The organism is Coraliomargarita sinensis, from assembly GCF_003185655.1.
GTDB classification, from domain to species: domain Bacteria; phylum Verrucomicrobiota; class Verrucomicrobiia; order Opitutales; family Coraliomargaritaceae; genus Coraliomargarita_B; species Coraliomargarita_B sinensis.
In genome coordinates, this window is record NZ_QHJQ01000008.1 from 151595 (window position 1) to 176801 (window position 25207).

The 25207-nt window shown below is 55.0% G+C and carries 25 protein-coding genes and 1 tRNA gene; 10 read left to right on the forward strand and 16 right to left on the reverse strand.

Annotated elements, in window-relative coordinates; genetic code table 11:
* Window positions 1-153 precede the first annotated feature (153 nt).
* The 3 genes from DDZ13_RS11520 (at window position 154) to rlmN (ending at window position 2789) form a co-directional block, all read left to right on the forward strand.
* Window positions 154-846 carry a YndJ family transporter gene (locus tag DDZ13_RS11520; protein WP_110131602.1) on the forward strand — a complete coding sequence of 231 codons (693 nt, stop codon included), beginning with the start codon at window positions 154-156 and terminating at the stop codon, window positions 844-846.
* Window positions 847-869: 23 nt separating this feature from the next.
* A complete protein-coding gene (locus DDZ13_RS11525) occupies window positions 870-1571 on the forward strand; it encodes a hypothetical protein (protein WP_110131603.1) in 702 nt (233 codons plus the stop codon).
* A gap of 84 nt (window positions 1572-1655) precedes the next feature.
* Window positions 1656-2789, forward strand: a complete 1134-nt coding sequence (rlmN, locus tag DDZ13_RS11530) for a dual-specificity RNA methyltransferase RlmN (RefSeq protein ID WP_110131604.1) — start codon at window positions 1656-1658, stop codon at window positions 2787-2789.
* A 192-nt stretch (window positions 2790-2981) separates the two neighbouring features.
* On the opposite strand, the gene DDZ13_RS11535 is transcribed toward rlmN, so the two are convergent.
* From DDZ13_RS11535 to DDZ13_RS11565, 7 genes are all read right to left on the reverse strand, one after another.
* Window positions 2982-4622 carry a hypothetical protein gene (locus DDZ13_RS11535; RefSeq protein WP_110131605.1) on the reverse strand — a complete coding sequence of 547 codons (1641 nt, stop codon included), beginning with the start codon at window positions 4620-4622 and terminating at the stop codon, window positions 2982-2984.
* Window positions 4623-4626: 4 nt separating this feature from the next.
* Window positions 4627-5898 (reverse strand): glutamate-5-semialdehyde dehydrogenase, encoded by a 1272-nt coding sequence (locus DDZ13_RS11540; RefSeq protein WP_110131606.1) that lies wholly within the window; start codon window positions 5896-5898, stop codon window positions 4627-4629.
* 13 nt (window positions 5899-5911) lie between these two features.
* On the reverse strand, window positions 5912-6892 hold the full coding sequence (locus DDZ13_RS11545) for an adenosine kinase (RefSeq protein WP_110131607.1): 981 nt from the start codon (window positions 6890-6892) through the stop codon (window positions 5912-5914).
* 89 nt (window positions 6893-6981) lie between these two features.
* Window positions 6982-7389, reverse strand: a complete 408-nt coding sequence (locus DDZ13_RS11550) for a DUF3568 family protein (protein ID WP_158279904.1) — start codon at window positions 7387-7389, stop codon at window positions 6982-6984.
* A gap of 38 nt (window positions 7390-7427) precedes the next feature.
* Complete coding sequence (locus DDZ13_RS11555; protein ID WP_110131609.1) at window positions 7428-8447, reverse strand: hypothetical protein; 1020 nt, start codon at window positions 8445-8447, stop codon at window positions 7428-7430.
* Between the two features lie 234 nt (window positions 8448-8681).
* Entirely contained in the window at window positions 8682-10028 is a 1347-nt protein-coding gene (gene xseA, locus DDZ13_RS11560; RefSeq protein ID WP_110131610.1) for an exodeoxyribonuclease VII large subunit, read from the reverse strand.
* Entirely contained in the window at window positions 10018-10704 is a 687-nt protein-coding gene (locus tag DDZ13_RS11565) for a TVP38/TMEM64 family protein (RefSeq protein WP_110131611.1), read from the reverse strand. The genes xseA and DDZ13_RS11565 overlap by 11 nt, the downstream gene beginning before the upstream one ends.
* 82 nt (window positions 10705-10786) lie before the next feature.
* Here DDZ13_RS11565 and DDZ13_RS11570 point away from each other — a divergent pair, with 82 nt between their 5' ends.
* A complete protein-coding gene (locus tag DDZ13_RS11570) occupies window positions 10787-11407 on the forward strand; it encodes a LysM peptidoglycan-binding domain-containing protein (protein WP_110131612.1) in 621 nt (206 codons plus the stop codon).
* The gene (locus DDZ13_RS11575; protein WP_110131613.1) at window positions 11407-11964 is read left to right on the forward strand and encodes an NUDIX hydrolase; all 558 of its coding nucleotides are present in this window, start codon (window positions 11407-11409) and stop codon (window positions 11962-11964) included. The genes DDZ13_RS11570 and DDZ13_RS11575 overlap by 1 nt, the downstream gene beginning before the upstream one ends.
* Here DDZ13_RS11575 and DDZ13_RS11580 read toward each other — a convergent pair whose 3' ends face one another.
* From DDZ13_RS11580 to DDZ13_RS11595, 4 genes are all read right to left on the reverse strand, one after another.
* Window positions 11965-13398, reverse strand: coding sequence for a sulfatase (locus DDZ13_RS11580; RefSeq protein WP_110131614.1), 1434 nt, complete (start codon window positions 13396-13398; stop codon window positions 11965-11967).
* Window positions 13399-13463: 65 nt separating this feature from the next.
* Window positions 13464-14780, reverse strand: coding sequence for an alkaline phosphatase D family protein (locus DDZ13_RS11585; RefSeq protein WP_110131615.1), 1317 nt, complete (start codon window positions 14778-14780; stop codon window positions 13464-13466).
* 74 nt (window positions 14781-14854) lie between these two features.
* A complete protein-coding gene (locus tag DDZ13_RS11590; protein ID WP_110131616.1) occupies window positions 14855-15676 on the reverse strand; it encodes a hypothetical protein in 822 nt (273 codons plus the stop codon).
* A gap of 30 nt (window positions 15677-15706) precedes the next feature.
* The gene (locus DDZ13_RS11595; protein ID WP_110131617.1) at window positions 15707-16405 is read right to left on the reverse strand and encodes a hypothetical protein; all 699 of its coding nucleotides are present in this window, start codon (window positions 16403-16405) and stop codon (window positions 15707-15709) included.
* A 173-nt stretch (window positions 16406-16578) separates the two neighbouring features.
* Here DDZ13_RS11595 and DDZ13_RS11600 point away from each other — a divergent pair, with 173 nt between their 5' ends.
* The 4 genes from DDZ13_RS11600 to DDZ13_RS11615 are packed head-to-tail and all read left to right on the forward strand — an operon-like array spanning window position 16579 to window position 19374.
* Window positions 16579-16860: an acylphosphatase gene (locus DDZ13_RS11600; protein WP_110131618.1), complete on the forward strand. Its 282-nt coding sequence runs from the start codon at window positions 16579-16581 to the stop codon at window positions 16858-16860.
* Between the two features lie 9 nt (window positions 16861-16869).
* Window positions 16870-17757, forward strand: coding sequence for an ABC transporter ATP-binding protein (locus tag DDZ13_RS11605; RefSeq protein ID WP_110131619.1), 888 nt, complete (start codon window positions 16870-16872; stop codon window positions 17755-17757).
* Entirely contained in the window at window positions 17754-18593 is an 840-nt protein-coding gene (locus DDZ13_RS11610; protein WP_110131620.1) for an ABC transporter permease, read from the forward strand. The genes DDZ13_RS11605 and DDZ13_RS11610 overlap by 4 nt, the downstream gene beginning before the upstream one ends.
* The gene (locus DDZ13_RS11615; RefSeq protein ID WP_110131621.1) at window positions 18583-19374 is read left to right on the forward strand and encodes a tetratricopeptide repeat protein; all 792 of its coding nucleotides are present in this window, start codon (window positions 18583-18585) and stop codon (window positions 19372-19374) included. Before DDZ13_RS11610 ends, DDZ13_RS11615 begins: the two co-directional genes overlap by 11 nt.
* 14 nt (window positions 19375-19388) lie before the next feature.
* Here the strand turns inward: DDZ13_RS11615 and DDZ13_RS11620 are convergent, their stop codons facing one another.
* The 3 genes from DDZ13_RS11620 to DDZ13_RS11630 all read right to left on the reverse strand — a co-directional run bounded on the left by DDZ13_RS11620 (window position 19389) and on the right by DDZ13_RS11630 (window position 23186).
* Entirely contained in the window at window positions 19389-20753 is a 1365-nt protein-coding gene (locus DDZ13_RS11620) for an aminopeptidase P family protein (RefSeq protein WP_110131622.1), read from the reverse strand.
* A gap of 21 nt (window positions 20754-20774) precedes the next feature.
* The gene (locus DDZ13_RS11625; RefSeq protein ID WP_110131623.1) at window positions 20775-21929 is read right to left on the reverse strand and encodes a 3-keto-alpha-glucoside-1,2-lyase-like domain-containing protein; all 1155 of its coding nucleotides are present in this window, start codon (window positions 21927-21929) and stop codon (window positions 20775-20777) included.
* Window positions 21930-22040: 111 nt separating this feature from the next.
* Window positions 22041-23186 (reverse strand): sialate O-acetylesterase, encoded by a 1146-nt coding sequence (locus tag DDZ13_RS11630; protein WP_199221112.1) that lies wholly within the window; start codon window positions 23184-23186, stop codon window positions 22041-22043.
* 239 nt (window positions 23187-23425) lie between these two features.
* On the opposite strand from DDZ13_RS11630, the gene DDZ13_RS11635 reads away from it, so the two are divergent.
* Complete coding sequence (locus tag DDZ13_RS11635; protein WP_158279906.1) at window positions 23426-24238, forward strand: inositol monophosphatase family protein; 813 nt, start codon at window positions 23426-23428, stop codon at window positions 24236-24238.
* Between the two features lie 167 nt (window positions 24239-24405).
* Here DDZ13_RS11635 and DDZ13_RS11640 read toward each other — a convergent pair whose 3' ends face one another.
* Window positions 24406-24759: a cupin domain-containing protein gene (locus DDZ13_RS11640; protein WP_110131625.1), complete on the reverse strand. Its 354-nt coding sequence runs from the start codon at window positions 24757-24759 to the stop codon at window positions 24406-24408.
* Between the two features lie 304 nt (window positions 24760-25063).
* Window positions 25064-25140: transfer RNA gene (locus tag DDZ13_RS11645), tRNA-Arg, on the reverse strand.
* Window positions 25141-25207 lie beyond the last annotated feature (67 nt).

Genomic DNA, 25207 nt, shown 5'->3' on the forward strand with positions numbered 1-25207 from the left:
TAGAGCACTATATGGGCTCGACAAGTTAATTTTTAATGGAATTTAATGGATATTTTCTGTGCCCAACGGCATTTCTGGATCAACTTGCTTCCGAAGTTATAATACAGGGCAATTTAAGCTGCTATCTACTCAAGCAAGGAGATCCTAGGCTTTATGGACATTATCGTAATTATTGCCTTGTTGGCAGTTCCGGCTGTTTTTGCGGTTATTGTGGGCTCTGTCCTCCTGATACAAGCCTTTCGACGACCAAAACTTCTGCCCGAAGAAGTGGCACTGGCGTGTGCCTGGGTTTTCATGGTAGGCAGCTTGGTCTGGTTGGGAGCTTTTCTGAGCAATTCGATACTGCTTGGCTTTGGTAAGCCTTGGACATGGCTGGCGGCAGCGCATTTTGCTTTTGCCGGGTTTGGTGCGATAACTGTTACGTCACTTTCATGCCGACTTGTCGCTCAGCCTTTTTGGCTAAAGGTGATTCGCTCTATTCTTTTTTTGCATCCACTGGCCTATCTAGTGACTGCGGCAGGCATTTTGGGTTATCCTTATTGTGATGAATTGGGTGCAATGTGCTACGAGACGATCTTTATTCTACAATTGCTTGCGGTCTTGCTGGGTAGTTCTGATTGCGTGATAACTGGTCCGGGTGCACTGCTGGTTTTGTCATTGTCTGTTCCCGTTGTAACGCTCATTCCCGCCCTGGCATGGGCATTTGAGAATCCACTTTTAGATCTCGGCGAAATGGTGCGCTATCACGGGATGACCAACGCAATCGGTCACGTTGGGTTAGGGCTTTTGGCACTTTCTATGATCAGGCCTAAGTCGCACTCTCCCGTTTGCCATGGCCTTGGTTGATTCATTTTAACAATGATTACTAAATGAAGATTTTCAGTTATCATTTGGCGCAGGTAAGTCCGGCATTTACCCTCCGATCATTTTTTGCTCCTCCCAGCGTGAAACAAGTTTCGGGTCTATGCCATATGGAGTGCATGGCTCCCATGATGCTGGGTGCCCCCATTGTTTCTCCAGAACGCTTACAGCTTCGTAAACTTGCTGTTTTCGCCGCTTGGGAGGATGAGTCTGCACTAGACCAATTCTTAGGGCAGGAGAAGCTGGGCAAGGCCCTCTCTGCGGGCTGGCATTTACGTCTTTCTCTCATCCGGCGATGGGGTAGTTTTCCGGAGTTTGATGATTTTCCAGAGAATGAAAGTGCCCAAGATTCAGCGAGTCCTGTCGTTGCGGTAACAATCGCTCGGTTGAAATTACCGGAGGTCTTTCGTTTTATTCGTTGGGGACGGCCTGTTGAAGAACTGGTAAGGGATCATCCGGGCACAACGCTCGCGCTTGCATCTATGCGCATGCCCAGAACTTTTAGCACATTTACGGTTTGGAGGTCTGAAAAGGAAATGACTAATATGGTTCACGGTCATAGTACGGTATCAGGTGGGGAACGTCATGCTGCAGCTATGGCGGAGCGTAATCGGAAGGATTTTCATCATTATTTCACGACACTTCGTTTTCATGCGCTTTCAGAGCATGGCGAATGGGATGGCCGTAGGCACATTGTTCCCGAAAGCTAGGGGGCAAAGATAAATGTTGTGATTATCCTGCATGCTGGTGGGCTTTCTATTTCAGCGGACTATCACGCACAGCCATAAATTATTGTGAAATTTCAACCTGCAAAACCCAGCCTCTTTGGCGAGACTCTCGAGTCCTTGACCGAGCGGGCCGTCGCGGACGGCTACAAGGCTTTCCGGGCCAAGCAAGTGATGGAGTGGCTCTACAAGAAACGGGTAGATGACTGGGAGGCCATGACAAATTTGCCCAAGGATTTTCGGGCTTGGCTGGCGGACAACTATATTATTTATCCGGCCCGGCCGGTTTTGGACAAACGCTCCGACGACGTCACCCAGAAGATGCTGATGGAACTGGGGGACAAATCCCTGATCGAGACCGTACTGATTCGGGCCCCGCAAAAAGGGGTCGGGCAGGAGGACTCCCGCAAGACGGTCTGTGTTTCGATCCAGGTGGGCTGTGCCTATGGCTGCAAGTTCTGCGCTTCCGGCCTGGCGGGGTTCCGCCGCAATTTGATGGCGGCCGAGGTGGTGGCCCAGCTCATGCATATTTGCCGACGGGAGGACGCCCACACCGAGCGGGCCCGGGAGGAAATCGCATCCTTCGATAATATCGTCTTTATGGGGATGGGCGAACCCCTCGCGAACTACGAAACCTTGGTCCGCACCATCCGGATCCTTAATGCCGACTGGGGGCTTAACTTCGGGGCACGCCGGATTACCGTTTCCACGTCCGGTCTGGCGCCGCAGATTGAAAAGCTGGCGGAAGAGGGCGTCGCGGTGCGTTTGGCAATTTCCCTTCACGGTGCGACCAACGAAGTGCGGGATCAGATCATGCCGGTCAACAAACGGTATCCGTTGGAAAAACTCTTACCGGCGGTGAAAGCCTTTCAGCAGAAACATGGGCGTATGCTCACGCTGGAGTTCATTTTAATCGAAGAGGTGAACGATTCACTTGAGCAGGCGCGTGAGCTGGCCAAAATCGCCCGCGACCTGCATGCCCACGTGAACTGTATTCCTTACAATACGGTCGAGGGTCTGCCCTGGAAGCGGCCCTCGATTCGACGCCAGGATGCCTTTGTCGACGTTCTCCGCAAGGCGAGGGTCTCGGTCACGATACGCCGGGAAAAGGGGCACGATATCAATGCGGCCTGCGGCCAACTCCGGCTGAAGACGGAAGAAGCGCTCTCCGCCGAAGGTTATACCACTTCTAAAAAATCCTGATCTTTATGCCGAGCTCACTTGGTTTTAAGGATGCGTGCGAATTTTGAGTTCGCAGCGTTGCCCGGGCAGTCATGCGCTTAGGCGCACTCCTGCCCGGCCGCCTTGCGCTGCTCCAAAATCGCACAGCACAAAAAGCTCAGTATTTTTTAGAAGTGGTATTAGGCGGGAATTTACGAGGCGGCCTGCCCTTAGCTAGTGGGCAAATGCCAGCATGTTATCCAGAGTCTCCTCACCTTCGCTGTAGGCCAGAGCGTTACGGTTGATATCAGTGGTTCTTTTGAGTAAGTCGAAATAGGGGGTCCCGCTATAGGCTTGGATTTGATTGGGCTCCGGCTTGTCACTGTTTCCTGTCCAGTAGAGGCAAATCAATGCCAGGGCGCTGCGCTCGCTGACTTGTTTCCACAGTTCGATTGCCTTCTCCGTCTCCCTAAGTTTGAAAAGGTAGAGCGCTTCGATGGCCCGGGTGTTGGGGGCGTCGTAGTTGGCTTGTCGGGCCGCTTCGAGGTGGAGCATGGCGGTTTCTCTGGATATGGGTGACGGGCTTGGCGAAAGAGCCCAATCCCTGAATTCGGCGTGAAGGATGACGCTGCGCATGTCCTCTCTCTCCGGATTGAGTGCGAGGGTTTTTTCGGCCCATTCCGCAGCGCTTTGGTTGCGCTCAAGGGCCAGGTTGGCTTCTGCCAAATAGGTGTAATCCGCTTCCCAGTTCGAGGGATCACGGGCATCGTAGAAGTCGGAGTAGCATAGCCCGGCGACTAGTAGCAGCCCTAGGATGATCTTGCGCTGTGTTAGTTTGCCGGCATGTCTCCAGACATGCGGCATCATGCTGATGCCGCCGGCAAAGATCGCCAGGATGGGGTAGAGCAGAGCGCGGGTTTGGCTGCCGGTATCGCCGATTGCATAGCTCAATGCGAAGGTGCCCAGGCAAACTAGAAGTACGGCAATACTGTTGCCCTTGTGTCCATTCTTCACCCGGATATAAGCACCGGCTACCGCCAGGATAAAAATCAGGCCCCAGTGGATCGGATTAAGAAAGAGAAATAAGTTGAGCTGTCGATGCAGCCCGTAGCTTTTTCCGTCGTAGGCTTCGTGGTTGTTGAACACTTCGTAAATACCGCGGCCAATTGACGCGGCATTGTTTCCTTCGATGCCAGGAAACTGTAGGCTGAAAGCGGTGTAAAAGAGCAGGCCCATGACCGGGAAAACCAAAGCTGCCCCCAAATGATAGGCCCGCCTCCGGTTGGGATAGAGCCAGGCCGTGGCGGGCCAAATCAGCGCGAACAAAAGCATGCTTCTTTCCAGGGCGATCACGAGGCAGACGAGCAAGCCGATGATCAGGCTTCGCTGGGGCGAGGGATGTCTCAACCATCGAAGTAGGAACGCAAAACCAAGACTGGTAAGAAGAACCGCCAGTAAGGTCGGGCTGACTTCAGCGGACCAAAAAACCAGCACGGGATTCAGGCCGGTGAGCAAGCCCGCAATCCAGATCGGCCGGTTTCTTTTCCAGTATTGCCCGGTGGCGTGGGCAATGATTGTTGTTGCGAGGATCAACGCGAGCGCGTTGATGAAGCGCGCCACAAAGACAAGCTCGCTTGCACTGCTGACGAATCGTGCAGGAATGGACAGGAGTAACTCATAAACCGTGTTGGAATCGCCCGCGTTGGCGGACCCTTCAGCGAGGCTGAAAGCGTTCTCGATGACTTCAATTTCCTGGGCGGTCGGATAAAGACCCAAGGGGATATGGCTTAAGTAAGCATACCAGGCGACGATATGGACAGCGGCAATAGCCACGATGAGCCGGAGTTGTCCCGGCAGGATAGTTGGCGTCGCCATTCTTTTACTTAATTTCTCCTTTCCCGTGAATCACGTATTTGTAGGTGCAGAGTTCATTCAAACCCATGGGGCCACGGGCGTGCAGTCGATCCGTCGAGATACCGATCTCCGCACCCAGACCGAACTCAAAACCGTCGGTGAAACGGGTCGAGGCGTTATGGTAAACGGTCGCTGAATCCACGCCATTGAGAAAAAGAGCGACCGATTCGGTATTTCTGCTGACAATGGCATCGCTGTGGCCGGAACCGTGGGTGTTGATAAATTGAACTGCCTCGTTCGTGTCTGCCACGACTGTGATCGAAATGATCAGGTCGTTGTATTCGGTGAAAAAATCTTCATCGTTCGCATCGGTCAGCGGTAAGCCGCTGGCCAATAGAAGCGCTTTCGCTTTTTCATCCACGCGCAGTTCAACGCCCTGGTCATGGAGTGCTTTGGCGAGACCGGGTAGAAGTTCTGCGGCATCCTGATGGAGAATTAGGTTTTCCACGGCGTTACATACACTGGGCCTTTGGCATTTTGCATTGATCAAAATCGACTCCGCCATTTCCGGGTCCGCGCCAGCATCGATATAAAGGGAACATACGCCGGTATAATGTTTAATCACCGGAATACGGCTGTTTTCGACTGTGAAGCGTATCAGGTTCTCGCCGCCGCGGGGGATAATGCAGTGAACTGTTTCATCCTGCTTGAGGAGGACACTAAGAGCCCAGCGGTCCGTGGTCGGGATCAGTTGAACCGCGTCCTCGCAAATGCCAGTTGCTGACAGGCACTCCCGAATGATTTCCGCCAGCTTCATGTTACTGTGAAAAGCTTCCTTGCCACCACGTAAGATCGAGGCATTGCCGGACTTGAGGCAGAGTACGGCGCAGTCGATGGTGACGTTGGGCCGAGATTCATAGATGATCCCGATTACACCCATGGGCACGCGTATTTTCCGCAAATCGAAACCTTTGGGCGGGGCCAAACGTTCGATCTCCGCACCGACCGGGTCGGGGAGGGCGGCGACTTGACGGACACCCTCAGCCATGGCCTCGATACGCTCGGGGTTGAATGTGAGGCGCTCGATCATCGGCTCGGAGAGTTCCAGAGCCTGTGCCGCTTCGAGGTCGAGCGCGTTGGCTTCAATGATTGCTCCGCTTTCCTCGACCAGGCGGTCGGCCAGTTGTAACAAGAACCGGTTTTTGGTCTCAGTCGGTAGTGTCGCCAGTTCCAAAGAGGCTTTGCGGGCGCGTTTCGCGATATCCTCAACGAGATCGGTAATTTGGTCGCTATCCATTTTGTAAGGAGAATTAAATTTCACTAAGTATACTGGACCAGACTTCTTCACTGAGTTCCGAGCCGCGAGTCTGAACAACGGCCGAGCCCAGGATCGAGCCAAGACGGGCGCAATCGTGGAGTGCCTGCTTGCGGGACCAGCCGTAAAGAAAGCCTGCTGCCCAGAGGTCGCCAGCGCCGGTGGTATCGAGGACCTGCCCGGCCGGGACGGGTGCGATTTTTTGCACCGCACCTTCTGCGGCGATATACGAGCCCTGCGCGCCCACTTTAACCGCGGCAATATCACAGAGTCCTCCCAGTTGCTCGGCCATTGCGGCGTAATCGTCCTCCAGTCCGGTGAAGGCGGAGGCTTCCTCTTCGTTGGCGAAGACGATATCAACGTATTCTTGGAGGATGGCGGGCAGGGTATCCCGGGCGGCATGAACGACTTCGAAAGAGGCGAGGTCCAGGCTGATACTGCAGCCCGCTTCCTTGGCACTCTCGATAACACGTTGCATGAGTTCGGTATTGAAGAGCAGGTAGCCTTCGATGTGCGCGTGGGTGCAGCCGGCGAAGTCGGCTGCGGAAACTTCATCCGGGGTCAGCGTCATCGCCGCACCAAGGTCGGTCCGCATGGTACGCTCCCCGTCAGGAGTAACCAGCGAGAGGCAGTGGCCGTTGGGCGCGTCGCCCACCTTGAACCGCAGAGCGTCACCACCGAGTTCCGAGAAGCGAGTGCGGTAAAAATGGCCACGTTCGCAGTTGCCAATTTTACCGAGAAAGCTGGTGGAGGCACCCATTCTGGCGAGGGCAAAGAGGGTATTGCCGGCAGATCCACCGGGAGCGGCATGTGGGCGATTGGGAATGCGCTGGATTAGGTTACCGATGGTCACTGCATCGGTCAGGAGCATGCCCCCTTTTTCGCCGCCGACGTGGTCGAGAAAACTTTCTTCAATTTGTGCAATGCTGTCGACAATCGGGCTGCCTACGCCGATGATGGTAAAGTTCGGATTCATGATTTTTTTAGGAGGGCCTGAACTGGCTGAAATAAAAAGACCGCCGCTCCCTCAGGATAGGCGGTCCAGTGTAAATAGATAATGCCGGATTACAAAGCGTCGCGAATGCGGGCGTAGATCATTTGTGACTCAGCCAAATTACCGAACTTGCCGACACGGATGCGGAGCGCGGATTTACCGGCTTCAGCCAAGTCGGAATTTTTGGAAGGGTAGTAGCTTTTGACTGTGATCTTCTCATCACCTACCTTACGTGCGTAGATGGTAATGTATTTTTCCTTGTGAAGTTCTCCGGTGCGGTAGTAGCCCATCTCATCAAGCTCGCGGATGGCAGTCCTGAAGACTGTGCCGATATCAGCATCGAGCGGAGCGTAAAAGTAGCCCGCTTGGAACTTTGCGGTCTGCTGCTCTCCCGTTTGTGGGTCAATCGCGACCGGAGTGGTACAACCGGCGGCGATAAGAATAAAAATTGCAAGGACTGTATTCAGTGTAGCTTTCATGTTCATAATATTGGAAAGGATTTTTTCGCAGAGTGCAATCAGAAGCTTTTGATGTAAACGATACCCTGTTCATCGCGAAAGGCTAATTTTTTATCGCGGAAACCAATGAAGCTCAATCCGGTATCGGCATCGACCAAATCACCGTTGTTGTAGCTTTTACCGTTCAGAATGACTTTCGGTCGATCACCGGTACGCACACCACCGATGTGAGCGGTCTGTAAAAATTCCGATACGGCCTGTGTTTGGGCGGGGTCTATCTCGGCAGACGTTGACGGCGCTTTAACCGCTTCCGTGGCATTATCCTCCACCGCTTCCGTGGGTTCTGGCGTTTCAGCGTCATCGCCAGCTTCGGGCGTGCTTGCTTCAGGTGCCGGCGTCGTGGATACTTCCGCCAGAGACTTTTCCGGATCCTGCATATTTGCGACCGCTTCCTTCGCTTTGGCAATCGGCCCCGAAGGCTTACCGCCGGATGCTTCTTCCGTTGCCGCAGACGATGCCTGCTCCTCCGGTTTTATTGACTCATCCGTCGTCTCCGCCGGACTCTTTAAAATATAATACAGGCCGAATCCCGCACCACCCAAAATAGCCAGCAGGATGAAGATCACGATAAGGCTGGTCAGGACACCACGGCTCTTTTTTTCTTCGCCGATCTGGCTGATGGCTTCCTCTACCTTTTGACCGGAACCGTCATCATCGGCCGGGGCCGGTTTGCTGGGTAAGTCGGGCGGCGGGCGTTCTTCTTTTTTCGGTTTTTTAATCTCTATCCCGGCAAAAGGATTTTCAGGGTCGTAAGGTTTCTCTTCAGCCGGATTTGGGGCAGGCTTCTCGGGAACGCTTTCCGGAGGCGTTTCCATGGGGGGAACCGAGGGCTTCGGCTCGGGCTTTTTCGGCTCCGGCTTCTTTGGTTCAGGTGAGGGGCGCTTTAGTTTCAGGTCCGGCGCCGGCTCCGAAGCTTTTTTCGGTTCGGGTTTGTTTTGGGGCTCAGCAGCATCAGTATCCTTGGGCTTGCGTGAGAGCCGTAACTTGGGTGGTGGCGAGTCCTTGTTTTCCTCAGTCATTTTTAAACTGTTCAGCGTGCTCAAATGGGTGCCGGAGGCAAACCCTATTCAACGCTTTGCCAAAAGAAATGGGCCCGCCCCCAGTAAATGGAGACGGGCCCTCTACTAACCTTATAACCCTAACTAACTCACTGAAATGGATCAGTAGGTAATCATCGACACAGTTCACCAGGTTCGGTTCCGGGAAATTCCAAAAATTTCTCTGCGGACCGAGCCCTTTTCCCCGGTTTCGGCCTAAAGGTCCACCCGCAGTTTGATTTCGCCGTCACGGAGCCGTGCCCGGAGGGATTTTTCGCTTTCCGCCGTTTTCTTGTCAGGGATGATTCGTCCATCCTCCGCCTGCAGAATGGCATAACCCCGATCCAGGGTAGCCTTGAGACTGCTATTTTCCAGGCGCTTGGCCAGGTACACCAGAGAGCCACGATGATCCTGTAGATTTTGTTGCGCCGCCCGTTTCAGGCGGCTTGCATTGGTCAACACTTTCTGATGCCCCAGTTGCAAGCGAAGTTTCGGGTGTTGTTGCAGCATCCGGTGTGAGAGTGCCTCGACAACTTTCCGGCTCTTGCTCAGGCGAGTTTCCGCACCCCGCAACAAGCGGTTCTCAATGTCGTCAATTCGCATGCCGAGCAGCTCAACCTGGCGTGAGGGCGCAATCACCCGCAGACGTGCACGGAGCTGCTCGATCTGCTGGTCCAACTGTCTGAGTTGATTCTCGCACTGGGTCTGAAGTTGAACGCCCGCCTCATCGACCCGTGCACAGGCTTCCAGATAGAGTGAGGAGATCAGTTCCGCCGCCCCGGAAGGCGTTTCCGCCCGTCGGTCAGCGGCGTAATCGGTCAAGACATGGTCAATTTCGTGGCCGATGGCGGAGATCACAGGCAGGCGGCTGTCACCCACCGCCCGGGCCAGCGCTTCCTCGTTGAAGGCCCAGAGGTCCTCGATACTACCGCCGCCCCGCGTGAGAACAACGAGGTCGAAGCCGGGGCTGGCATTGGCGTGTGCCAACATGGCCGCAACCTCATCGGCAGCCCCCTTCCCCTGAACTTTGGCGGGGAAGACCATCACCTCGCCGTGAAACTCCCGCCGTTTCAATATACGCAGAAAGTCGCGGACGGCCGCACCCGTCGGGGAGGTAATGACAGCGATTTTACGGGGCAGCAGCGGAAGCTGCTGTTTGCGGGCCGCGTCAAAGAGGCCTTCGCTGGCTAGCTTGCGTTTCAAGCGTTCAAACTCCAGTTGGAGGCGGCCCTCGCCACTTTGAATCGCGATCTTGGCAATCAATTGATAGCGGCCGTGGGGCACGTAAACCGAGATATCTCCCAGCAGCATGACCTCCATGCCGTCTTCAAGATCAAAGCTTTGGCGGGCCACGTCCCGGGCGAAAAACGCGCAGGGGAGTTGGCTGCCGGCATCCTTGAGAGAAAAGTAGACGTGTCCGGAACTTTGCCGGCGCAGGTTCGAGACTTCACCCCGCACCCATATTCGGGCGAAACGGCCCTCCAGTTGGCCCTTGATCAAGCGAGTCAGTGCCGTGACGTCGAGCACCTCATCGGCTGCGGGCATGAGCAGGTCATCCATCATCTGTTCCAGTCCTTCCTCTTAACATTCGCGTGAAAATTACCAGGACGATAAGCAAGAGCACCCCGGTAATCGCCAGGCCAGCACGACCTTCGAAAATCGCGCCGCCGGTGACAATAAAACCGATCGTCCAAAGCCCGGTAATCGGTATTGAAACAATCAAATAAGGTTTCAATCGCATACCGAGTATGCCGAGCACGATATTTTGCAAGGCGTAGGGAATGCCCGGTGTAATCCGTAAAATAAGTCCCAGTCTGAGCGTGTTCGAATCCGTGAGTTGAGGTAATTCACGGCGGCGGCGGATGAAGCTTTTGAGGACGTCGCGCAAGGGGCCTGAAGCCAGCAAATAAGTCCAAATCGTGCAGAAACTTTGGGCCAGTATACCCAGAGCACAGGTCGCTGGCATGCCGTATTTCGGTGCCAGCACCACGCCAAAGAGAAAGAGCAGCGGACTGATCGGGAAACCGATACCCGGGAGTGTGGCGACCGCTGCGAGAAGGGCCCATGGATTGTCTTTGAGATAGCTCAGGATTTGATTGAAGATGCCGCGCCAATAATCCGGATCGGGGTTACTCTGCCAGAGTAGATAGACCGCAAAGGCCCCCACCAGACCGGGGATCAACAGCAGTAAGCCGTTGCGCACGAGGCGTGATTTATCTACTTCGCTGTTCTCTGTCATTCCAGTCGAAGTTGATAACTAATTTTCCCGCTGGCAATCGCTAGCTTGCACCATGCCGTAAATCACTTAGCGTGCGTCAATTATGGAAGACGACGATTTCGAAACTTCATCCGCCGGCGGTCTTGTGCCCCTTGCACTTGCTATTCTCGCGATTGTGCTCGGAGGAGCCGGTCTCTATTTTGGGCTCACGGCGAGCCAACGTCTCAACCCTTTGTCTGACTCGCTGGAAGCGGGTTCAAGCAGCACTGCGCGCCTGGAGAAAGAAATTTCCGCCCTTGATACGCAAATCGCGGAACTGAGTGCGCAAAATGCTGAGCTGGACAAGGCGCTGAGTCGGGTGAGGCTCTACAGCAACCAGAGCGAACAAGCGGTGAAGCAGCTTGTTCCCAATGTTCAGGAGAACCGGGACCAGATCGTTAAGCTCGCCGGACGAGTCAATGAGTTGATTTCGAATGGTGTCAGACCCGCGCCGGCGGCAACAGAGAGTAGTCGCGAGGAGGTGCCGGCCACGACAAGCACGAGGACAACACCGACCCCGGAGGAAAGCACTGCGACAGGCACTTACACGATACAGACCGGTGATACTTTTGCCAAGATCGCAGCAAAGCTCGATGTTGGATTGCAAGCGCTGCTTGATGCCAATCCCGGTGCGGATCCCCGTCGTCTGCGCATCGGTCAGGTGATCAACGTTCCGGCCAATTAATGGCAGAGGACGAAAAGGCGCCGCCCCGTTGGGATATTCTTGACGACAAGCTTCTGCAGGCTTGCCGGGTTTGGGATCTGCGCGCACGCCACTACCGCCATCCCAAAACCGGGAAAGAAGGAGAGTTCTACTACATCGACTCGAGGGACTGGGCTATCGTGGTGGCCCTGACTGTGGACGGTGAAATCGTTTTGGTGCGTCAGTTTCGATGGGGCTCGGACGAACTTTCCTGGGAGTTGCCGGGTGGGATTATTGATGAAGGGGAGGACCCCGTTGCCGCCGGACTGCGCGAACTCAGGGAGGAGACCGGTTATGTCGCCGAAAGCGGCCGAATAATTGGACGGAGCCGGCCCAACCCGGCGATTTTAAACAACCACTCGGTTGTGGTTCTGGCCGAAGGTTGCCGCCTGTGCGGTGAGGGCACGGCGTGGGATGAGCACGAGGAAATGGAAGTCCGGGCCTTGCCGGAAGCGACGGTGATGGACTGGGCCCGAGAAGGTGTTATGACGCACGCCCTCGCTTTGAACGGCCTGCTTTACTACCAACTTCAAACCTGATTACTCGCCCGTCACCGGTGGGCTAAATGCCTCGGAGAACTTTTTGAATCGCGGTCCCATCACGTAGCGCCATGATTCCGGGATATGTGCGCGCAGCGTGGCGCGTGTTGCCTCGCGTCCGGGATGGATTGCTAGATTCTCGTATTCTCCCGGGTCCTTGCCGAGGTGGTACAATTCTTCGCCGCCGTCGGCATAACGGATGAGCCGCCAGGGGCCGTGCCGGACGGCGAAGTTCCCGGGGCCGTGTGACATCAGAACCGGTTTGTCCCATGCCATGGACGGAGTCTGTAAAAGTGGTACCAAGCTGTTGCCATCCACCTGTTGTTCGAGCTCTAGCTGGCAGAGGTCGACCAGAGTCGGAAAAATATCCTGGAGGCTGACCGGTGCCTCGATCCGCGCGGGCTCGCCGCCGGGTACTTTGATGATAAAGGGCGTGCGGGTGCCACGCTCCCAAAGGCTCATCTTGCGCCAATGTTTCTTCTCCCCGAGGTGCCAACCGTGGTCGCCCCAGAGCACGACAATGGTGTTGTCCCGGTGCGGGCTATTCTCGAGTGCGTCCAGAATACGTCCGACATTAGCATCCGCAAAGGTGCAGGTGGCGAGATAGGCCCGCACCAGTTCCTTCCAGGCGCCGGGTATCTTGGTGACGGTTTCGTGATCCGCAGGGGAGCGAAAGCCTACCAGCGCATTCGCGAACAGCTTACCAATTACAGGCAGGTCTTCGAGGTCGTTATCCGGCACGTGCGGCAACTGCACATCTTCGGATTCGAACCGTTCGAAATACTTCTTCGGAGCTTCCCAGGGCAGGTGTGGTTTCTTCAGGCCCAGTGCGATGAAAAAAGGTTTTTCGTGTCCGCGGTTCAATTGCTCGATAGCCCAATCGGTCAATTGACCGTCCTGGGTGTCGCTGTCGTCATTCGTATCAAGTATGCCGCAACTCAGTCCACCGAAACGTTTTCTGTTTTGTGATACCATTCCCCCAATATGACCCCGATAGTGGTCCCAGCCGCGTTCTTCGCGGTAATGGAAGATTTTGCCACAGCCGGCTGTGTGGTAACCATTCTGTTGAAAAACGAGGTTCAAAGGCAGCTGGTCTTCAGCGATAAGCTTCCGGGGATTATACGATGCGTGATGCCCGTAAGAACCACTCCGGTGTGGGGCCAGACCATACATCAAGGCGGTGCGTGAGGGCCCACAGACCGGCGCCGGGCAGTAGCTGTTGACGAAGGCCGTGCCGCTTGCTGCCAGAGCGTCAATGTGTGGTGTTTCGGCTTGAGGGTGGCCGCCGAGGTAACCGACCCAGTCGTTCAGGTCGTCCACCGCGATGAAGAGGACGTTCGGCTTCGCGTCTGTGCTATTTTCTCCCGAACTGTATGACGTGAAGAGCAGGAGCAGGCTACAGCTGAACAGAAGAAAGGGCGTCTTTGTTCTCAAATCGGGTACAGGGCTGACCGGTTCAAATGATCAAACGGGCGCAGTAAGACATCCGAGCCGTCGGATTAATCTTCCGGCGGCTGCAAGCTGCTGGCGGGGATTTCGCGGTTCCAGAGTTCTTTGCCCTCAATGCTCATGATGCGAATGACGATACGTCGGTCTTCTTCGGGGCCTTTGAAATCAAGGAGTGCGAAATGACGCTCGAAGGTGCTGCTGCCGGGCATGCGGAAAAAGTTCAGCTCGTCCTGATTGTCGCGCGGGTTTGCCGTGAGTGGTCCGACCGTGAGGTCAAAGAGGTTGTAGCTGTTCGCATGAACGAGACGGGTGAGCTCACCATAATATTTTCCTCCGCTGATGAAGAAGAGTCCGGGGATGGCTTCACTGCGCAGCATCTGCAGGAGCTCCGTGTGTTCTCTCTCGGCATAGCTCAGATTATTACGGCTCTTTGCCGGGTTGAGGATCGGTGCGCCGGCCACCACGACTTTGAAAGTCGCTTTGCTGCGGATGAGTTCCTGGCGCAGCCATTCGATTTGCTCGTCCCCTAAAATCCGGAAAGGCTGCTCGCTGGTGGGCGTGTCGTTTCGGTAGCTGCGGGTGTCGAGCATGAAGAAATCCACATCCGCATAACGGAACGACGTGGGAATGCCTTCGAGTTGGGCAACTTTAACGGCACGCGGCCAGAAGGCACGGAAGCTGTGTTCCGCAAAATCCCGGTAGCTGGAGTGCGCACCGGCACCGTCCGGTCCATAGTCGGCTGTGCCCCAGGTCGCATAGTGCGAGGTGCTGCTGAGTAGTTTGCCCAGTCCGGGAGCCGTTCGGGCCTTGCTGAAGCGTTTCAGGTAGCCGCTCTTAGAGCCCCAGTCGCTTTCGCGCAGGTGGGCTGTGTTCCCGAGCCAAAGCATCAGTGCCGGGTCTGCCGAGGCAATGGTTTCAAAAATTTCGTAACCGGCTCCGAGCAGCTGGTAGGGGGGCTCGTATCCATCCTCGATCATGTAGTGGGCCCCACCGACTGCGATGCTGAAATCCGGTGGCGGGGTGCGTCCATGGTAGAAGGCAGGACTCTTGAATTCGTAGGAAGGGGCCAGAAGCTCGCCGTTAAGTTCGACCTTGTAGTGATAGGTTTTGCCGGGCTCGATTTGGCTGAGGGTGACGACGGCCGTGTTCGCCAAGCCGGAATCTGTCTCAATCGAAGGACTCCACGTCGGATTCTCCTTATCGTTCAATTCGGCATAAGCGATACGCACGACCGAAGGGGCTTCAGCCTGGACCCATATCCGTGCCTCGCGCATGTCCACCCCGGTGAGCATGGGGCCGGACAAAAGCTTGGCCGCCAAGGTTTGTGCGAGAAAGGGGAGCGTGAGAATGAACAGGATTTTATACATCTTTGATTGGGGTCTATGCCTAGGAAGCCATACACCGCGGCAGCGTCAAGTCGGGATGCCCCACTGAGATATGCTCAGGACACCTTGATCCGGGCGTGGCGGGTGAAGTGCACGGTGTTCAGTACTCGATCCACCAGCGCCGGGCGCCGCATCGGCTTTTGGCTGATGCCGGTTAAAATTCCGTTCAGGGTCGCTTCACGCTCTTCGCGGTGGGGCAGGAACCGGTGGCGCGCTTCGACCAGTTCGGGGGCGAGCTCCAGCCATTGTGCCTTAATCTCACTAATCCGCGGGTACCGTGCCACCCTCTTTGAGAGAGCTTTATTTGCACGAAGATTGGGGCATTGCTCAAAGGAGAGACTGACTGCCTGCAGGCAGTCTCTTTCCTCGCGGCAAAGAGAGTCCCAACTGACTCCGCACAGTTCACAACGGGCCTCGGAGAGCAGGCGATGGAGTGCTCTCGGCTTGCAACGCATGACCAGTGCCACCCAGCGCGGGGACCACCTTTCGAATTCATAAGCGATGAAGGCAAAGCGTACGCGTGGAGGAAGCAGGCGGATTCGGGTGACGAGAGGATTTTCCGAGTGGATGGGGCCGTTCTCCGGAGAGTTGTCGATCAGGGAACTCGCCAACATGAATTCAAAGTCCGAGAGTCGCTCGGCGTATCGCAGGTGCTGCCAGAGCGCCGTAAAGATTTGGCCGGTCCGGTCCAGTCGAGTTTCGGGCGCTTCACGCAGTGAATTGCCAAAGTAGGCCTGTGCCAGGTCGAGGTAGTTGGAAGCCAGGGCAAGGTATTGTTCCCGGTCACCCTTTTTGGCGGCCGCGAGTAAGGCCCGACAGGCTTTTCTTTCCGGTGACGAATGCGTCAGCCGTAAGATGATTCGGCGCAGTTGACCCATAGCTAATGAATACAAGTATGTGCGCCGGGCCTAGTCCTGGTCATCGCGGCGATGCCGGCACTCGTGGCGGCAATCGCCCATCACCCGAATCCACAATTCGCGCAAATCGAAGAGACGAATACGCACCTCGTTCCGGAAATTTTCCAGATAGGCGTGGTTGGGATGTGTAAGCTTATTGAGCAGGGCTAAACTATGGTTGAGCGCACTCAAGCTGTTCTTGAGGTGGCAGATCGACAGGCCGAAATCACCGAGATCGAGGGCCTGAATGGACAAAAGCACGTTCATCTCCGCTTGGTGCAGGCTGTTCGCGTAGTCCCAGCACAACTTCGGAGAAACGGAATGTGGATTCTGGGTCATGAAATGTTCCCAGCTTTGATGTAAGTAGCGGTAAAGTGAGCGTGTGACGACAAACACGGGATGGCGGTGCAGCGTGTAAGGGGCGCTTTCGCGGCCTTCATCCTGCTCGGAGGCCTGATCCTCATCCATCTCCATGAAGCTGAATTCGTCGGTCATGGAAATGTCTTCCGCGTCCCAGCCCATCAGGGTCGCGACTTCGTCGAGGTGGTTCGGCTTGTCTTTCACGCTGTTGTAGATCGATAGAAACCGAGCTGTGTCGCGGTCTGAGCCGTTGAGATAGTTGCGCCACTGGGTTTCGCTCCAGTTAAAATCGTTGGAGGGGAACTCTTCCCAGTCGTCGCCTTCAGAGTGGTCGAAATTTGGATCGCTCATAGGTGCGGGTCTTGCCGACAGTTCGGAATTTGCGTCTTTCCCTTTGAAAAATCAACCCCCTTTTCGGTAGAATCGAAAATTGACGGCTTTTCACTTTTTATTGGAAATTTCTCCGGTTTTGGGCGGATTTTGTGTGGTCATGCGGCCTTTTTTTGTGTCAGGTTTTTAACTCCATGAGTGACAATGTGTTTCAATTAAATTGTTGGTTTGAGGGGCGCGTCCAGGGGGTCGGCTTCCGTTACCAGACCACAGGCGTGGCCAAGGGCTTTGAAGTCACCGGCTGGGTCAAAAATTTGGCGGACGGCCGGGTGCAGCTCTACGCAGAAGGCGAAGAGAGTGAAGTTTTGGATTTCCAGAAAGAGGTCGCCAGCGAGTTGGAATGCTACATCCGTGATGCCGAGGTGAAAACCGGCACTGGGCCGCGTGCTTGCCGCGGGTTCAGCATCGCGCATTGATCGACTCCGATGGCTGAATCTGCGATTAGCATCAAACACCTGACGAAGGACTTTCCTGTTGGAATCTCCGGGAAAAAGCTTCGGGCCGTCGATAGCTTGGATCTTGAGGTGCAGGACAACGAAATTTTCGGCCTGCTCGGCCCGAATGGTTCGGGGAAGAGCACCACGATCAAGATCGTGCTTGGCTTGCTTGAGCCCTCGGCCGGTGATTGCAGGATCTATGGCAAGCCCAGCCGTGCGGTGGAAGCGCGGCGTAGTGTCGGCTTCTTGCCGGAGGCGCCTTATTTCTACCGCTACCTTTCCGGGCGTGAACTGGTCCGCTACTATGCCCGTCTATGCGGGGTGGCTAAGTCCGACCTGAATGACGCCGTCGATTCGGTCATTGAACTGGTGGGGATGGGTGAAGCGGCACACCGACGTGTGGGTACCTATTCCAAAGGCATGCTCCAGCGCATCGGTCTCGCCCAAGCGATTGTCCACGATCCCCAGCTGGTCATATTGGACGAGCCGACCGCAGGTGTCGACCCACTTGGCTCGGCTGCGATCGCCGAAATCGTCCGTGAACTCAAGTCCCGGGGAAAAACTATTCTTCTCTCCTCTCATTTGTTGGCACAGATCGAGGGCCTTTGTGATCGCGTGGCCATTCTGCACCGGGGCAAACTGGTGCATGCGGGGCGTGTGGATGAGCTCGTCAACGAGGAGTCGGCGGATGCTTTCGTTGTCGAGGGCCTCGGCACGGAAAATCATGCCGCGGTACAGGCCGCTATTGAGGCCGGCGGAGGTCGGCTCGTACGGGTGGAAAAACCGCGCCTGAGCCTGGATTCATTTTTTCTCAGTCAAGTACAGCAACGGGAAAGTCAGCGCGCCGGCGAAGCAGGGAAGGGAGGTAAGCAATGAGCTTTCTATCCCCCGGCAGGATTTGGTTGATTGCGGCCAACACATTTCTGGAGGCGGTTCGCCAGAAGTTCTTTAATTCCCTTCTTTTGATCGCGATTGCGCTGGTGGCCAGCTCGACCTTTTTCCAGCAATTCGATTTTGGCACCAGTGAGTTGAAGTTCATCGCCGATTTCGGTTTCGGCGCACTTTTTTTCTTTGGTTCGATTCTGGCGATTACGGCCACGACGCAGCTCTTTTTCAACGAGATTGAGAATCGAACCGCCCTGACCATGCTGGCGAAACCGGTCCATAAGTTCGACTTTCTGGCCGGCAAGCTGCTCGGCGTGCAACTGCTTATGCTGTCCTTTGTACTGCTGATCAGTCTGGTGCTTGCTGGTATGCTCTACTGGCGTGAAACCGTTTTGATGGAGCAGTTGGACCCCGAAGTTTTCAGCGGAGGGCGCATCATTCGATACAGTGATATCTTTCTTTTCGGATTTCTGCAGTGGCTGAAGTTCGGTCTGCTCGGGGCGATGACCCTGTTCGTTGCCAGTTTCTCCAATACGAGCCTATACACGATCATCGTGAGCTTCTGCGTTCTGATTGTCTGCCAACTGCAATACATCGCCCGGGATGCTTATGCCGATCTAGAGCATGGGGTGGGGCGCCTTCTTGTGCATGGATTGGGACTGATTTTTCCGAATTTCCAGCTCTTCAATGTCGGGGATCAGCTGCTCTTTACAGGCGAAGCGTCTCTCCCGGCAGGTACGGCCCTGCAGATCAGCCTTTACGCAGTGGTTTACATTACCGCCTTCCTTTTGCTCGCGCAGCTCAGCTTCCGTCGACGTGAAATTTGACCACCCGATAATCTTGAGGCTACGGGCGGTTTTACTTGCGATTGCCTTTCTGGTGCTTGTCGGCTTACTGATACGGCCGATCGAGTCTCCGGCATGGCAGCGAGTGCGAACCGGCCAGCCGGAGCTGAACCTGGACGCTATGGAAGGAGCATTGGGCCAGGGGGTGATCGTGGGCATGTTGGGCGGCTTCCGTTCGATAATGGCCGACTTTCTCTGGATTCAGACCAACTCGGTCTGGGAAAACCGTGAACGGGCGAAGCTCAATTCTATGATTCGTCTGGTCACTTCCATTGACCCGCGCCCGGAGTTTTTCTGGATTAACGGTGCCCGAATGATCGCTTATGACGTTCCCAACTGGCGTATTGAGGAAGAGGGGGGCTATCAGGAAGTTTCCGAGCGGCGTCAACATGAGATCAATCTGGAGCAGGCGGAGCAGGCCTTTATCCTGATTCAGCGTGCGCTCGAATTTCATCCGGACAGTGCACGTCTCTACCTGGAGATCGGTCAGATCTACATGATCCGTCTGGATGATCCGGCAAAAGCGGCTCCCTGGTTTTTGCGGGCTTCCCAGCAGCCGGACGCACCTTACTTCGCCGCCCGTATTTATGCCCAGTTGCTCCGCCGCCTGGATAAGCAAGCGGAAGCTTACGACTTTCTCAAAGGTTTGTTTTCCCGACTTCCGGACGATGATCCCTATGCGCGAAAAGGTATCATACTGGAGCGGATCCGTGAACTGGAAGAGGTTCTGGATGTCGCCCCGTCAGGAACGTTTCGTCCTTAATGGCAAAGCGGTTGTTATTTGCCCGACTGAACCATCGCTTCGACATCAGCGATTTCCTTGACCGTATCGACACTCATGTTCTCGTAGCCGTCTTCCGTGACCAGAACGTCGTCTTCGATGCGAATCCCGATCTCGCGGAATGCCTCAGGGATTTCCTGATTAAAGGCCTGTGAGTAGAAGCCCGGTTCGACGGTAATCACCATGCCAGGTTCAAGTGGTTTGTCGCCCTTGTGATAGCCGTCCAGAAGAACATCATGTACATCAATGCCCAGTGAGTGGCAGAGGGCACCGGGCCAGAACTCTTTATAGGCAAGCGATTCGATTAATTCCTCCGTATCTCCCTTCATCAGTCCGAGCTCTTTGAGCCCGTCGATCAGGACGGCGGCCGAGTGGTTATGAATGTCGATCATGCAGACTCCGGGCGCGACTTTTTCGAGTCCCGACTTCTGCGAGGCGAGTACGATCTCGTAAAGGTCACGCTGGATTGGGGAAAATTTCCCCGAGGCGGGAAAAGTCCTGGTTAAATCGGCGCAATATCCTTTCCACACGGCTCCGGCATCCAGTAAGACCAAATCATCTTCGCCCACGGGGCCGTCGTTTTCGATATAGTGTTGGCAAGTTCCGTGGTTGCCTGCGGCCACAATGTGACCGAAGGCGAAGTGAAGTACGCCCTGCATCTTGCAAGCATACTCAAATTCAGCTTCGAACTGATATTCCATACGGTGGCGTGTGCCGGCACGCATGCAGGCGTGATGTGCCTCGCCCGTAATCAGAATGGCCCGGCGCATCAGTTCGATTTCAAGAGGCGACTTCACCATGCGCATGTCGATGATTGCGTCGAAGACTTCGCTTTTCTTCAGCACTTCAGCGCCTTGCTCCTCAATGGCTTTGGCGATGAGCTTGCCGCAGGGGTGCCCGTTGGCCGCCTGGTAATGGACCCGGCGGCCTTTTAAACGGTTACTGATAAATGCTTCAAACTCGCGAATGTGGTGAACCTGGTCAGCCGGGCAGACTTCGGCCGCCTTCGCCGCACCCATGGTAAAGCCGTCCCAAACCTGTTCCTTCTCGGTGTTTTCGCGCACGAACAAATGTACTGCTCCGGATGTTTCGTTGGGATCAATCAGGAGCATTGCACCTTGTTCCGGGAAGCCCGTCAGGTAGAAGAAATTGCTCCCCTGACGGAATCTGGATATCTCGGACAATGCGGCATCGGCAGGTAGTATCAGTATGTCCGGGCCCAGCTTCTTGAGCACGGTTTGCTGTCGTTCGTTAATCTCTGAAAAAAGTGATTTCATCTTGGTGTTTTGCTGCCGGGCCAATCCCAGATTGGCAGCGAGTGCTGGAGAGACGTTTTGCATAGGGCGGTGTGGATACATCATGTTTACCGTAGGTAAACAATATTAAGGACGAAGTGACTCCCATTCTTCTTCGGAGACAGGTCCGATCTGGTTTTCCATCAACATTTGCCACTGCCCGTCTTTCTTTACGAGCAATGCTTCAAATTCAATGTAGTCGGTGGTGATTTCCCCGTTTTCCGGGGTCGTAGTATAGCGAAAAATGCCGGACTCATGCGCAGTACTGGTATCGCGGTAGCGCTTGGCAAAACGGAAACTGACCTCGCCCTTGAGCTTGCCCGATTTTGTGTTTTCGAAGTCTTTCTCCCATCGGATCAAAGCTTGTTTCAGCGGATAGCTGACTTGTTTGGCTCCTGCAATAATGACCGCGTCAGGATGCACCGTGGCGCAGTAAGCATCGTAGTCACCCTCGCGCACGGCACGCTCCACTTCCGACCAGTAGGCGTCAATCTCTTCAATGGCCTGTGTGCCAGGAGAATCCAAGGGTGTGACCGTGAAGTGACGGATGGCGATAGGGCCATGGTCGCCCTGTATAGCGATGGGGCCCAGCGCCGCTTCACCGGGCAAAGGATGGGACATGGTGGGGTGCTCACATGTGAATTTTTCCTGCACGAGTTCTCCGTTGATACGCACGCTTTCAAAGACTGCGTCGGCGGTCTTTTGGCCACTAGCGTCGTATCTGGGAGCACGAAATACGATTTCCATGCGTTGCCAGCGCCCGGGGGCCTTGGCCGCATTCGTTAAGGGACGGGAACCGGGGATCCAGCGCTCCCCTTGCGGCCGGGACATGTCACGACTTCCGTAAATTCCACCGAGGTCACCGCTGCCCACCTTCTCTTTGCCAAAGCTGTCGAGGATTTGCACCTCGTAGCGGCCCATCATGTAGACACCGGCGTTGGAGCCTTTGGGAATCAAAAATTCGAGTTCAACGCGGGCATCACCGAAAGTTTCCCGGGTCATCAAATAGGGCAGGGAAATATCCTTGGTTAAACCGTTTACCAGAATATCACCCCCGCTCCCGCTGGTTGTCAGCTCGGTGCGGTCGGGCACCGATACCGCTCTGTCAACCCGGTGCCAGTCGGATACCGGTTGGAAATGCTCTAACGCCATACCATCAAGCAGATCGATCGTTGCTTGAGCGGCTAGGCTGGCCGAGAAGACGCTGCATCCGGCCATTAATAACGTGAAAACTCCCTTCATCCGCGAAGATGATTCAGCGATAGGAGGTTTTGACAAGGAGGTTTTATTTATTAGCTATGCCCAATTTAGGGCAGGTTGTTCGAATGCGTTATGCGATTGATGTCGGATTCCCTAACGGCCCGAAAGCATTTCTACCATAAGTTTGCCCATGCCTTCGCCCACATTCATGTAGGTTTCGGGATCGCCACCGTAGTGGCCGCAGCTCCCTCCGGTGGAAACCGGCTTGGAATAGAATACCCCGGCATCTTTATTACCATCGGCAAAGTTGAACATCTTCTGGGAGAGCGTTGCGTCCTTGTCGTGTTCACCCAGGGTGGCGCAAACAAACTTGGCATTGGGTGCATTGAATTCTTTTTTCAGATCGTTGAAGAGATACTCCAGGTTTTTGTCGTAATTCTCGACACTACCTTTGCCTTCAGAGCAGCCCTGCCACCAGAAGAATCCGGCCACTTCGTATTCGGTGGCATCCGGATAGTACTTGGACAACTCTTCCAGAGCATCCTGGGCAACCCCCACGTCCAGATCATACTGGAGGCCGGCATACCAGCCGCCTTTATCAGCTTTACTCTGAGTGCTCACCTTTCGATCCCCGTAATCCGAGTCTCCTTCGTAAGATCTTCCGTCTTTTCCGGTGCCGTCCGCACTGGGCGGCAGCAAGTCCCAGCCTAAAGCACGGTTACCAACGCACGATTTCAATATCAGAACCGGCGCGTCAATCATGTGCCCCAGATAATTCCCGATGCCGATTTCCGGGCCGAATTTATTTCGATTATCAACGGCCATCCAATCATTGGTAGTCAAACTTCCATTACTGAAAAACACGTTGCGCACGTCCTTCCGCACGTTCCAATTCCCTCCGTCATCGACAAGGTAGGGGTATTTGTCACCAGCAATCCCCTTAAGCGGACCTGTTTTCCCGAAGCCCAGCATATTGGATTGACCCATTAGGATGAACACCTGGACCGGTTTACGCATATTGGCTTCTTCCCCATCGGGATCGGGAAGTGTATCGGGGATGGAACCACTCACGCTCACGCTGCCGGAGCTGCTCGAGCCGGTGTCTTTCAGCTTGGGGCCTTCCGTCTTTAAATACTCAATATCGGCGGCCGAAAGCAGGTCCTGTTTGAAGCTGAGCTTACGGTCGCCGCGATCCACGGTCACCATGCCGGTGTAGTCATTGTAGCGGATTAATGTCCCCTTGAAAGTTTGTGACCCGTCAGCGCTCGTCCAGGTGCGCTCTTCAGCGGCAGAAGCCATTGATGCTAAAAATACGACGCAAAGCAACGCGAAGGAGGAAATAGATAGGTGAAAACGCATGGTGGTCATCGTTCGATTGTTAGTCGGTTTCCGGGGTTCAGAAGTGGAGACTGCGGGATGGGTTTGATATCCCTTATACAGCAGATTAGTTCTTAAGCAGGTAATTTTGTTCCTCAAGTTCAAATATGATTGTTTGCCGTGAACATAAGCGAATAGTTTTCGGCTTACATCCCCAGCTAATGTCCCGTCATGCCAAGGCCCGTTACAATACCGCTCTCCGACATCGTATCAATGCCGGACGCGTTGCCGTGCGCGACCAGATCGCCTTTTTCGGGCGGCAGTTTGGGCAGGTGGCCAGCGAATGGAAGGCCGACGATACCCGGGTGACTTTTGCCGATTTCGCAATTTCCGAAAAACTCTTTGCCGAGTTGCGGCGGGACTTTCCACAGGACGACTATTGCAGCGAGGAAGCCAGCCCGTTGGACGAGGAAATGGCGCTGCAAGCTGATTTTGCCTGGATCGTGGATCCTATCGACGGAACTAATAACTACGCCCTGGGATTTCCGATCTGCGCAATTTCACTGGCGTTGCTACACAAAGGAATGCCGGTATACGGATTCATTTATGATCACAGCACGGCCAGTCTTTACGAAGGCGGCCCGGAGCATCCCTTTATGCGTAACCAGAAAAGGTTCAAGCGCGATGCGACCGCAGCCGAGGCACAAACGATGATCGGTGCGCACTTCCCGATGGAGCTTCAGTTGCAGGGTAAGCTTGCCCCCTTAATGGCCCAATATCGCATCCGTTCCTTTGGCAGTGCCGCTCTGAGTGCGACCTACGTGGCCACCGGTTATTTGACCGGTGCGATCGATTATCGCGTCAAAGTCTGGGATATTGCGGCGGCCTACGCGCTCTGTGCGGCCGTCGGACTGGAATGGAAGTTTGTCGAAGGCAGCCCGTTTCCGGCTACGACTTTTCATCCTCATCAGGGGCGCTGCCCTTATTATGTCGGCACGGCTCCACTGATCGAAGAGATCGAGTCCGCTATTTGAATGAAACGCAGTCCATGTAGCTTCGGTCCGTGATAGTCCTGCGCCCCGTCCTGCGCCGTTTGTAACGAGGTGTGGAAGTTTCCTACAAAGCATCGGAAGGCCGATGATAACTACGCCTGAATGAGGTTTCGCCCAGTAGCATCGGTCCGTAAGGCCGATGTTAACGCTCATTCCTCCACAGTGGCAATAAGTGCGGCCAAAAAGACTAATTCCGTTTCCCCGGTATTATGTAAGGCCTGACTCTCGCCGCTCCGAGTGATCTGCAGAGTGCCCGGGGTGAAGGCTTGCTCCACGCCGTTGTCGACCACGATGCCGCTGCCGGAAAGGCAGTAATAAAAATCTTCGTCACCCTCATGGGAGTGGTCGCCGATGCTGGCTCCGGCTTCCAGTCGAACGATACCAACGCTCTTGATTGCGCTGCCGGGAAAAAAGTCGAGTAGCTTGTGCGCCGAGACACTGCCGGATCCACCACGCACCGCTTCAGCAATCTCAGGAACGATTTCGTGAACTTTTTTGATCATGTGTTGTAGTCTGAGTGCTGAGTCTGTTCACGTCAATCGTCCTGCTCACCTCAAGGATGGGGTACAAGATTTTACCTAGCTTGGGCGGGCGTCGTCTTCGGGAACGAGTGCGGTCCGGCTTGGGGCTTCGTTACTCTATGCCGGGACAGGCTTCGTGGCTTCGCTCCGCTTCAGACGAAGCCTGGCATGGGCGCTGGGACTCGTTCCGAGGCCGAAGGCCGACAAGACCGGTTCCCGCAAAAGCGGGAAACCGGACCACCGAAGGTGAGAGTCTCAGCCTATATTGAATTCCGCATCCTGAAAATGGCATGGGCGCTGGGACTCGAACCCAGGACCGTCGGTTTAGAAAACCGATGCTCTATCCAACTGAGCTACGCCCACATCAGTGTGAATGATGTGTGTAGCAGTATTGCTTTCTTGCAAGACATTCTAGACAACATGGCTCGTT

Bases quoted from the DNA above. Each gene is read 5' to 3' on its own strand.
- DDZ13_RS11575 (WP_110131613.1), top strand. From the start codon at position 11,407: ATGGCAGAGGACGAAAAGGCGCCGCCCCGTTGGGATATTCTTGACGAC.
- DDZ13_RS11550 (WP_158279904.1), bottom strand. From the start codon at position 7,389: ATGAAAGCTACACTGAATACAGTCCTTGCAATTTTTATTCTTATCGCC.
- DDZ13_RS11605 (WP_110131619.1), top strand. From the start codon at position 16,870: ATGGCTGAATCTGCGATTAGCATCAAACACCTGACGAAGGACTTTCCT.
- DDZ13_RS11570 (WP_110131612.1), top strand. From the start codon at position 10,787: ATGGAAGACGACGATTTCGAAACTTCATCCGCCGGCGGTCTTGTGCCC.
- DDZ13_RS11520 (WP_110131602.1), top strand. From the start codon at position 154: ATGGACATTATCGTAATTATTGCCTTGTTGGCAGTTCCGGCTGTTTTT.
- DDZ13_RS11610 (WP_110131620.1), top strand. From the start codon at position 17,754: ATGAGCTTTCTATCCCCCGGCAGGATTTGGTTGATTGCGGCCAACACA.
- xseA (WP_110131610.1), bottom strand. From the start codon at position 10,028: ATGATGGATGACCTGCTCATGCCCGCAGCCGATGAGGTGCTCGACGTC.
- DDZ13_RS11600 (WP_110131618.1), top strand. From the start codon at position 16,579: ATGAGTGACAATGTGTTTCAATTAAATTGTTGGTTTGAGGGGCGCGTC.
- DDZ13_RS11540 (WP_110131606.1), bottom strand. From the start codon at position 5,898: ATGGATAGCGACCAAATTACCGATCTCGTTGAGGATATCGCGAAACGC.
- DDZ13_RS11635 (WP_158279906.1), top strand. From the start codon at position 23,426: ATGTCCCGTCATGCCAAGGCCCGTTACAATACCGCTCTCCGACATCGT.
- DDZ13_RS11565 (WP_110131611.1), bottom strand. From the start codon at position 10,704: ATGACAGAGAACAGCGAAGTAGATAAATCACGCCTCGTGCGCAACGGC.
- DDZ13_RS11625 (WP_110131623.1), bottom strand. From the start codon at position 21,929: ATGAAGGGAGTTTTCACGTTATTAATGGCCGGATGCAGCGTCTTCTCG.
- DDZ13_RS11535 (WP_110131605.1), bottom strand. From the start codon at position 4,622: ATGGCGACGCCAACTATCCTGCCGGGACAACTCCGGCTCATCGTGGCT.
- DDZ13_RS11545 (WP_110131607.1), bottom strand. From the start codon at position 6,892: ATGAATCCGAACTTTACCATCATCGGCGTAGGCAGCCCGATTGTCGAC.
- DDZ13_RS11630 (WP_199221112.1), bottom strand. From the start codon at position 23,186: ATGGCTTCTGCCGCTGAAGAGCGCACCTGGACGAGCGCTGACGGGTCA.
- DDZ13_RS11525 (WP_110131603.1), top strand. From the start codon at position 870: ATGAAGATTTTCAGTTATCATTTGGCGCAGGTAAGTCCGGCATTTACC.
- DDZ13_RS11585 (WP_110131615.1), bottom strand. From the start codon at position 14,780: ATGTATAAAATCCTGTTCATTCTCACGCTCCCCTTTCTCGCACAAACC.
- DDZ13_RS11590 (WP_110131616.1), bottom strand. From the start codon at position 15,676: ATGGGTCAACTGCGCCGAATCATCTTACGGCTGACGCATTCGTCACCG.
- DDZ13_RS11595 (WP_110131617.1), bottom strand. From the start codon at position 16,405: ATGAGCGATCCAAATTTCGACCACTCTGAAGGCGACGACTGGGAAGAG.
- DDZ13_RS11620 (WP_110131622.1), bottom strand. From the start codon at position 20,753: ATGATGTATCCACACCGCCCTATGCAAAACGTCTCTCCAGCACTCGCT.
- DDZ13_RS11555 (WP_110131609.1), bottom strand. From the start codon at position 8,447: ATGACTGAGGAAAACAAGGACTCGCCACCACCCAAGTTACGGCTCTCA.
- DDZ13_RS11640 (WP_110131625.1), bottom strand. From the start codon at position 24,759: ATGATCAAAAAAGTTCACGAAATCGTTCCTGAGATTGCTGAAGCGGTG.